Source organism: Glycomyces arizonensis DSM 44726 (genome assembly GCF_000482705.1).
Classification (GTDB): Bacteria; Actinomycetota; Actinomycetes; order Mycobacteriales; family Micromonosporaceae; genus Glycomyces; species Glycomyces arizonensis.
Map to the genome: position 1 here is coordinate 244,297 of NZ_KI519474.1, position 8,596 is coordinate 252,892.

Genomic DNA, 8,596 nt, shown 5'->3' on the forward strand with positions numbered 1-8,596 from the left:
CTCAACGGACTCCCTGAGGTAAATCGTTTTTACGTCAAAATGATTTACCTCAGAAACACCTGGTCCCCGGCACTCAATCCCGCGGCCTGAGGTGCTCGAAGGCCTCCAGGTTCCTCGTCGACTCGCCTCTGGCCAGGCGCCAGCGCCACTCCTCCCTGATCGAGCTCGCGAAGCCCAGTTCGAGGATCACGTTGAACGTCTCGTCGGCGGCCTCCAGCACCGCGCCCAGGACCCGGTCCAGCTCCTCGGGGTTCACCGACGCGAGCGGGAGCCGCCCTACCAAATGGACGTCGCCCGACTCGTCGATCGCGAACGCGACGGCGTACAGCCGCCCGTTGCGCCGCAGCAGCTCCGCCCACACCGCCTCGGCGTTCTCTTCCGGGCACCTGGCGACGAACGCCTCCACGCGCAGCGCGTGGTCCTCCATCACCAGCGAGCACGGCGTCGCCAGCTTGCGCCGCCCCGGCAGCGCGAGCGCCACCGAGCGCGGCCCGTCGGCCCGGTACTCCAGGCCCATCTCGTCCAATGCGGCGGTGAGGTTCCCTATCACCGTCTCAGCGTAAGCGCCGCGCGATGCGCCTCGGCGGCGCGGAAGTACGCCGCGCGGATCCCCGCCGCCGTCGCGCTCCACGAGAACGCCGCCGCGTGCTCCCGCGCGCCCGACGCCAGGCGCGAGCGCAACTCGTCGTCGCCCAGGATCCGCCCGAGCGACGCGGCCCAGTCGTCGGCCGCATGCGAGTCGACCAGCAGCCCCGACCGCCCCTCGGCCACGGCCGTCGGCAGCCCGCCGACGCGCGCGGCCAGCACCGGCGTGCCACTCGCCTGCGCCTCCAGCGCCACCAGCCCGAACGACTCGTTGTAGCTCGGCACGGCCACCACGTCGGCGGCCCGGTACACCTGCGCCAGCGCCTCGCCCGAGCGCGGCGTCCGCCACTGCACCTGGTCGCCCAGGCCCAGCTCCCACGCCAGCTTCGGCAGCCAGTACAGGTCCGTGTTCGACGGCCCGCCCACGAACACCGGCACGACGCGATCGGCCAGCGCCGGATCGGTCTCGCGCAGCCGCGCCAGCCCGCGCAGCAGCACGTCCGGCGCCTTGGCCGGCTGGATCCGGCCCACGAACGCCACCACCAGCGCCTCCGGCGGCAGGCTCAGCGCCTCCCTGGCGGCCTGGCGGTCGCCGGGGGAGAAGACGTCCAGGTCCACCCCCGGATGCACCACGTCGACGCGCCTGGCGTCCGCGCGGTAGTGGTCCCGCAGCTCGGCGGCCTCGGCGGCCGTGTTGGCGATCAACAGGTCGGCCTCGGCGGCCACCTGCTCCTCGCCGATCACCCTCGTGTGCGGCTCGGGGTTGTCGCCCTCGGCCAGCTGCGCGTTCTTGACCTTCGCGAGCGTGTGGAACGTCTGCACCAGCGGCACGCCCCACCGCTCGGCCGCCACCCACCCGGCCTGGCCCGACAGCCAGTAGTGGGCGTGGATGAGGTCGTAGTGCCCGGCCGGGCGGTGCGCCTCGGCGCGCAGCAGCCCGCCGGTGAAGGCGCACAGCTGCGTCGGCAGATCGTTCTTGGACAGGCCCTCGAACGGCCCGGCCGGGAGGTGGTGGACGAGCACGCCGGGCGCGGCCTCGGCCGTCGGCGGCTCGTCTGAGCTGGTGGCGCGCGTGAAGATCTCGACTTCGACCCCGGCGCGGGCGAGTTCGGTGGCGGTGTTGAGGACGTAGACGTTCATGCCTCCGGCGTCGCCGGTGCCCGGCTGCGCCAGTGGAGAGGTGTGGACCGAGACCATCGCGACGCGTCGGATGCCCTGCTGCCGACATCGGGCCCGGAACACCGGGTTTCGCCTCTGCTGCACTTGTATCCGTCCTCTCCTGTGCTTGCGCGTCACGGCCGCCGGTAGGGGCGGGCCGTCATCGGCACAACGCGCGAAACCCCCGTAAACCTTCCGCTTTCGGCAGTGCTCATTTACCGCTCGCAAGCTTCGCGGTGGGTGCTCATTTACCGCTCGCAAGCTTCGCGGTGGGCGCTCATTCACCGCTCGCAGGTATCACGGTGGTCCCGCGAGGCGAAAGCTAGTTCCGGATGCCCGGCGGTGCAAGCGCCCGCCCCCTCGCAGTGACGAAATCCGCAGCCGCGCCGCGTTCGCCCGACCGGGCGATAAGGAAATTTGTTCGCGACACGGCATGGAATGAGGCGCAAAACCGGGCAAGTCGTCCATGATGGGGAGACTTGTCATCACGAGGGGGAGACAACACATGAGCACTGCCACTGTGCCAGCCGCCAGGCAGCCCACGATGTCGCCGACGCCGAAGTTCGGCGCCGCGCACTCGCTGCGCCGCCTGCCCGTCCAGGAGCGCAGCGCCGCCCGCGTCCGCCGGATGCTCGACGCCGCCGCCGACCTGATCGAGGAGGTCGGCTACGACCGCCTGTCGACCACGGCCATCGCCCAACGCGCCGACGTCGCCATCGGATCGGTCTACCAGTTCTTCGGCGACAAGCGCTCACTCGCCGAGGCGCTCAGCCAGCGCTACATCGACCTGTACTTCGAGCGCCTCACGGCCTGCTTCGACGCCGAACCGCCCGCAGACTGGCGATCGGGCGTCGAGGCCGCCGTCGCCGAGTACGTCCACCTGTACCGCACCGCGCCCGGCTTCCGGGTCCTGCACCTGGCCGACGCGATCGACCCGGGCCGCGCCGACGCCATCACCACCGGCGGCGACGTCATCGCCCAGCAGATCCTCACCGGCCTGGAGCAGCGCTTCGGCCTCGGCGGGGACCAGCCGCTCTCCGAGACCGTCACCGTGGCCGTCGAGACCGCCCAGGCCCTGGTCCGCCTGGCGTTCCGCCGCGACGCCGAGGGCGACCCGGCCGCCATCGCCGAGGCGAAGCGGGTCGTCTGCGACTACCTGGCCCGCCGCCTGTCGTAGAGCACTCAATCCGACCGCGCCGAGACGCGCGACCGCGCCGGGCCGACTAGTCTCGTAGTCGACCGGCGCGGTCACGTAGGTTCGAACGACGGCGACCCCCCGGCGCGGCCCCGACCGACCCCGGACGCGCGGCCGCCGATCCCGCAAACGACCCCGCGCGGCCCGGCCGAACGTTGAGGAGTGGCATGGCGAACACAACCGCCGATCTGAAGACGGTGCTGAAGATCCGGCCGTTCAGGCGCCTGTGGATCGTGCTCGGCCTGGCCTCCTTCGGCGACTGGCTCGCCCTGTTCGCCACCGCGGGCTTCGCCCAGTCCCTGTTCGACGACCCCGCCGCCAAGGGCGCGGCCTTCTCCGGCGCCATCGTCCTGCGACTGCTCCCCTCCCTCGTCCTCGGCCCCGTCGCGGGCGTCTTCGCCGACCGCTTCGACCGGCGCAAGACCATGGCCGCCTGCGACACCGCCCGCTTCGTCCTCATCGCCTCGGTGCCCACCGTCTACCTCGTCACCGACTCCACGGCCATCACCGTCGCCTGGCTCGCCGTCTCCCAGCTCCTCATCGAGGGCGCCGTCCTGATCTGGTCGCCCGCCAAGGAGGCGGCCGTCCCGAACCTCCTGCCGCCCCAGCAGTACGAGGCCGCCAACCAGCTCAGCCTCGCCACCACCTACGGGCTCGCCCCGCCCCTGGCCTTCGGCGTCCTCGCCGCGCTCGAACGCGGCACCGCCGTCTGGTCCAACCTCGGCTCCTGGGCCGAGCCGATGGTGCTGGCCCTCTACATCGACGCGGCCATGTTCGCCACGCTCGCCATCACCGTCTACTTCTTCATCCCCCAGATCTCCGGCCGCTACGGCGCCGCCAAGGCCAAGGCCGGGTCCATGTGGGCCGACTTCGTCGAAGGCTGGACCTACCTGCGGGGCCGCGAACGCGTCCGCGGCCTCATCCTCGGCATGCTCGGCGCCTTCAGCGGCGCGGGCATCCTCATCGGCGTCGGCACCTTCTACGCCGCCAACATCGGCGCGGGCGACGCGGCCTTCTACCTCCTGGCCGTCTTCCTCTTCCTCGGCCTCGGACTCGGCATCGCCTTCGGGCCCAAGATGATCCGCGAACTCTCGCGCCTGCGCTGGTTCGGCATGAGCATCGTCCTGGCCGGAGTCGGGCTCGCCGTCGACGCCCTCGCGCCCTGGCTCGGGTTCGCCCTGCTCGGCTCGGTCGTCATCGGCCTCGGCGCGGGCATGGCCTTCCTCGCCGGGATCACCCTCCTCCAGCGCGAAGTCGAGGACGACATCCGCGGGCGCATGTTCGCCTTCATCGCCGTCTCGGCCCGCGTCATCCTCATGGTCTCCATGACCGCCGCCGCGCCCCTCGCGGGCTGGCAGGCCGTCAGCCGGCTCGACCTCGGCTTCACCGCCGTCCAGGTCTCCATGGCCCGCGTGCTCCTGTTCGCCGCCGCCGTCCTCGTCGCCTGGCTCGGCGTCGTCGCGTTCCGCCGCATGGACGACAAGCCCGGCGTGCCCGTCCTCGCCGACCTGTGGGCCTCCCTGCGCGGGCGCCCCCTCACCGCCGCCGTCCCCACCGACAGCAAGGGCTTCTTCGTCGTCTTCGAAGGCGGCGAGGGCTCGGGCAAGTCCACCCAGTCGCTCAAGCTCACCGCCTGGCTCAAACTGCGCGGCTACGAGGCCGTCCTCACCCGCGAACCGGGCGCCACCGACATCGGCATGCGCATCCGCACCCTGCTCCTCGACAGCACCCCGAAACCCGATGGCGGCGAGAGTGCCCCGGCCCCGCGCGCCGAGGCCCTCCTGTACGCCGCCGACCGCGCCCAGCACGTCGACAAGGTCATCAGGCCCGCTCTCGAACGCGGCGCCGTCGTCGTCTCCGACCGCTACATCGACTCCTCCATCGCCTACCAGGGCTCGGGACGCAGCCTCGGCAAGGACGACATCGCGTGGGTCTCGAAGTGGGCCACCGGCGGGCTCAAGCCCGACCTGACCGTCGTGCTCGATGTCGAACCCGAGGCGGGCCTGGCCCGCGCCAAGGCGGGCGGCGAGGGCGACCGCCTCGAACAGGAGGACCTGCGCTTCCACGAGCGCGTCCGCCAGACCTTCCTCGACCTCGCCGGCAAGGACCCGAAGCGCTACCTCGTCATCCCCGCCGGAGGCACTCCCGACGAGATCGCCGCGGCCGTCCGCGACGTCGTCGCCGAGCGCCTCGACATCCGCACCGAGGCCTCCCGCACCGAGACCCGCTGGCCCGGCCTCGACAGCGACAACGACGCCCCTTGGACCAGCAGCGTCGCCGAGGAGGCCGGAAGGCCATGACCGCAGCGGCAGGAGGCGTCTTCGACGAACTCGTCGGCCAGGCCCGGGCCCAGCGCGTCCTCTCAGACGCCGCGGCCGGGCGCGGCATGACCCACGCGTGGCTGTTCACCGGCCCGCCCGGATCGGGCAGGTCCACCGCCGCCGTCGCCTTCGCCGCCGCCCTCCAATGCGCGAGCGGCGGCTGCGGCGAATGCCACACGTGCCGCACCGTCCTGGGCGGCACGCACCCCGACGTCACCCGCGTCATCCCCGAAGGCCTGTCCCTCGGCGTCGACCAGGTGCGGTCCCTGATCCTGGAGGCCGGGCGCACGCCCACCTCCGGCAACTGGCAGATCCTCATCGTCGAAGACGCCGACCGGCTCACCGAGGCCGCCGCGAACGCACTGCTCAAAGCCGTCGAAGAGCCCCCGGCGCGGACCGCGTTCCTGCTGTGCGCGCCCTCGACCAACCCCGCCGAGATCTCGGTGACGATCCGCTCGCGCTGCCGCGTGCTCGTGCTGCGCCAACCTCCGGCCGAGGCCATCGCCGACCTCCTGGTCGGGCGCGACGGGCTCGACCGGCGCGAGGCCGAGCTGTACGCCGCCGCCGCCCAAGGCCACGTCGGGCGCGCCAGGCGCCTCGCCACCGACGCCGAGGCCCGTCGCAGGCGCCACGACGTCCTCCAGATCCCCAGGCGCCTGACGGGGCTGGGCGCCTGCTTCACCGCCGCGGTCGAGCTCATCGAGGCGGCCGAGGCCGAGGCCGCGGGCACCTACACCGAGCAGTCCGCCGCCGAGAAGGAGGCCCTGGAGACCGCGCTCGGCAAGGGCGGCACCGGCAAGGGCGCCTCGAAGGCCGCCCGCGGCTCGGCCGCGGCCATGAAGGAGCTCGAGAAGAAGCAGAAGACGCGCGACACGCGCGCCCAGCGCGACTCGCTCGACCGGGCGCTGGTGGACCTCGCCGCGTTCTACCGCGACGCGCTCGCCGCCAGTTTCGGGGTGCTTGCCAGCCCCGGAACGGAGCAGCACGGGGGGGTGCTTGCCAGCCCCGGAACGGAGCAGCACGGGGGGGTGCTTGCCAGCCCCGGAACGGAGCAGCACGGCGGGATGCCTGCCGGCCCCGGAACGGAGCAGCGCCGCGGCGCGCGCGTCCCGCCGATCCACCCCGACATGGCCGACACCACCAGGGCCGCCGCACGCAAGTTCAGCCCCGAGTCCCTGCTGCGCCGCATCGACGCGATCCTGGAGTGCCGCAAGGCCATCGAAGCGAACGTCCGTCCCCGCATCGCAGTGGAGGCCATGATGACCAAGCTCTGGCAGGCCTGAGCCGCCCTCGGTGCTCTGCCCGCTTCGCCCGCTTGTCGTGCCCCTGAGCCATGATTGAAATGGGGGGTCCCCAGGGGTCCGATTTGAAGGGCGATGCCCCAATTTGTCACTGTTTATTGACAGTGAGTGAGCGGCCCTGTCAACGGACGACGGGGCGCACGCCATTCACTGTGCCCGTATCGGTCACTGCGTCCACAGGTGGTGGATGAACGCGTCGATCGGCTTCGGCGGCTGTCCCCTCCGCCGCCACCGGTACCACGCCGACTCCTCGATCACTCGGACGCAGAAGTCGCCGTCGATCTCGAACGGCTCGGAGACGCAGCGGAAGTCGTCGCGGAACTGCCCGCCCCGCCAGTACCAGACCCGCAGCCCGATCAGCCCCGGCACGTCCGAGGCCGGATACGGCCTGCGCACCGGCGGGGCGTCCGGATCGGTCAAGCGGTCGATGAGGTAGCCCGGCGGCGGCGTCGAGGCGTCCGGGTTCGGCTCGGCCCGCTGCACCCACACGTCCTCGGCGGGCACGAGCGTCGCGTACGCGTCCCCGTCGCCGTCCACGGCCCGGTAGTAGTCCGCCTCGGTGATCAGCGGGACCATCATCGCCCCCTCGCGCGTCACCGGATCGTCGGCCCGCAGGTCGAACTGCCACCCGATGCCCGCCGAACCGGACACCACCCGCGCCGAGTGCATGTCGAAGACCCGCACCGCCGGCACCGGGACCAGCACCGGCGGCGGGTCGGGAACGTCGAAGGTGTCGTCGGCAAGGCCCACCTGAACTCCCGGCAAATCAGACAATCGCTCACGGAACCGCGCCCGCAAGCGGGTTCAGAACAGGATAAGCGGTTGGCACGCTCTTGGGATTCACGGCCGGGGCGGCCGCCATAAGTTCTATTCACAAGCACGGAACACCGCTCCCGAACACGGAACGAAAGAAGGCGACACCATGAGCGAGTACGGCGACACCATGATCGAAGAAGACGCCGCGGCCACCGAGTCCTTCGACATCGACGGCGACGGCATCGAGGATGCGACGTTCGACACCAACGGCAACACCTACATCGACGCCGACTACGACAACGTCGCGGACGGCGTCGCGGTCGACACCGACGGCGACGGCGTCTCCGACGAGCTCCACCTGGACATGGACGCCAACGGCACCTTCGAGTCGCAGTCCTTCGACATCAACGGCGACGGCTACGTCGACGAGATCCACTCCGACACCTCCGGCAACGGCGTCGTTGACCAGGTCAGCTCGGACTACAACAACGACGGCCGCATCGACGAGGTCGCCTCCGACACCGACGGCGACAACGCCATCGACACCGTCATGACCGACACCGACTACGACGGCTTCGTCGACGAGATCAGCATCGACTCCGACGGCGACGGCGAGCCCAACACCGTCCTGACCGACACCGACGGCGACCTCTTCCTCGACCAGGTCGAGACGACCCCTGAGGGCTACGACCCGAACCCGGGCTCGCAGGAGGCGCCGGCCGGCACCGACGGCGGCATCCAGTCATCGACCGGGCAGGTCCTCTAGAGCGCCCGATGGCCGGGGATGCGGAGCAGCCCTGGGATTCGCAGAAGAACCGAGAGAGCGGAAGGCCGGATGCATTGGCATCCGGCCTTCCGCTCGTCTGCACTCAGCTCAGCCGATGCCGCTGCACCCCCGCGAACCGGTACCGGCCCCGGCACGTCCGAGACCGAAAGCGGTCCGCGCATCGGCGGTGGATCGGCTCGGTCGATCGCGCCCGCAAACGGGTTTCCACCGAGACGGGCGCTTGGCACACTTTTGGGATTCAAGGCCGGAACAGCCGCCATAGAGTTCTATCCACAAGCACGGAACACCGCTCCCAAACACGAAAACGAAAGCGAGACAACACCATGAGCGAGTACGGCGACACCATGATCGAAGAAGACACCGCGGCCACCGAGGAGGAGTACGCCACGGAGGACGACACCTACACCGCCGACACGGCCGAGGTCTTCGACATCGACGGCGACGGCGTCGAGGACTCCACGTTCTCCGCCGACGGCAACACCTACGTCGACGC

At 71.1% G+C, this 8,596-nt stretch carries 7 protein-coding genes; 4 read left to right on the forward strand and 3 right to left on the reverse strand.

Annotation, left to right across the window (positions count from 1 at the left end; all coding sequences use genetic code 11):
- Positions 1-73 precede the first annotated feature (73 nt).
- Positions 74-550, reverse strand: coding sequence for a type III secretion system chaperone family protein (locus H613_RS0121805; protein ID WP_026925443.1), 477 nt, complete (start codon positions 548-550; stop codon positions 74-76).
- Positions 547-1,782 (reverse strand): D-inositol-3-phosphate glycosyltransferase, encoded by a 1,236-nt coding sequence (gene mshA / locus H613_RS0121810; protein ID WP_084546850.1) that lies wholly within the window; start codon positions 1,780-1,782, stop codon positions 547-549. Before mshA ends, H613_RS0121805 begins: the two co-directional genes overlap by 4 nt.
- Positions 1,783-2,248: 466 nt before the next feature.
- Between mshA and H613_RS0121815 the strand changes: the two genes are divergently transcribed.
- The 3 genes from H613_RS0121815 to H613_RS0121825 all read left to right on the forward strand — a co-directional run bounded on the left by H613_RS0121815 (position 2,249) and on the right by H613_RS0121825 (position 6,542).
- Entirely contained in the window at positions 2,249-2,920 is a 672-nt protein-coding gene (locus H613_RS0121815) for a TetR/AcrR family transcriptional regulator (protein WP_169732037.1), read from the forward strand.
- A 185-nt stretch (positions 2,921-3,105) separates the two neighbouring features.
- Positions 3,106-5,238, forward strand: coding sequence for a dTMP kinase (tmk, locus tag H613_RS28330; protein ID WP_169732038.1), 2,133 nt, complete (start codon positions 3,106-3,108; stop codon positions 5,236-5,238).
- Complete coding sequence (locus H613_RS0121825) at positions 5,235-6,542, forward strand: DNA polymerase III subunit delta' (protein ID WP_026925446.1); 1,308 nt, start codon at positions 5,235-5,237, stop codon at positions 6,540-6,542. The genes tmk and H613_RS0121825 overlap by 4 nt, the downstream gene beginning before the upstream one ends.
- A 183-nt stretch (positions 6,543-6,725) precedes the next feature.
- Here the strand turns inward: H613_RS0121825 and H613_RS28335 are convergent, their stop codons facing one another.
- The gene (locus H613_RS28335) at positions 6,726-7,310 is read right to left on the reverse strand and encodes a hypothetical protein (RefSeq protein ID WP_051393675.1); all 585 of its coding nucleotides are present in this window, start codon (positions 7,308-7,310) and stop codon (positions 6,726-6,728) included.
- 172 nt (positions 7,311-7,482) lie between these two features.
- Between H613_RS28335 and H613_RS29590 the strand changes: the two genes are divergently transcribed.
- Positions 7,483-8,082, forward strand: coding sequence for a hypothetical protein (locus tag H613_RS29590; RefSeq protein ID WP_051393676.1), 600 nt, complete (start codon positions 7,483-7,485; stop codon positions 8,080-8,082).
- Positions 8,083-8,596: the final 514 nt, after the last annotated feature.

Bases quoted from the DNA above. Each gene is read 5' to 3' on its own strand.
- H613_RS0121815 (WP_169732037.1), top strand. From the start codon at position 2,249: ATGAGCACTGCCACTGTGCCAGCCGCCAGGCAGCCCACGATGTCGCCG.
- H613_RS0121825 (WP_026925446.1), top strand. From the start codon at position 5,235: ATGACCGCAGCGGCAGGAGGCGTCTTCGACGAACTCGTCGGCCAGGCC.
- tmk (WP_169732038.1), top strand. From the start codon at position 3,106: ATGGCGAACACAACCGCCGATCTGAAGACGGTGCTGAAGATCCGGCCG.
- mshA (WP_084546850.1), bottom strand. From the start codon at position 1,782: ATGGTCTCGGTCCACACCTCTCCACTGGCGCAGCCGGGCACCGGCGAC.
- H613_RS29590 (WP_051393676.1), top strand. From the start codon at position 7,483: ATGAGCGAGTACGGCGACACCATGATCGAAGAAGACGCCGCGGCCACC.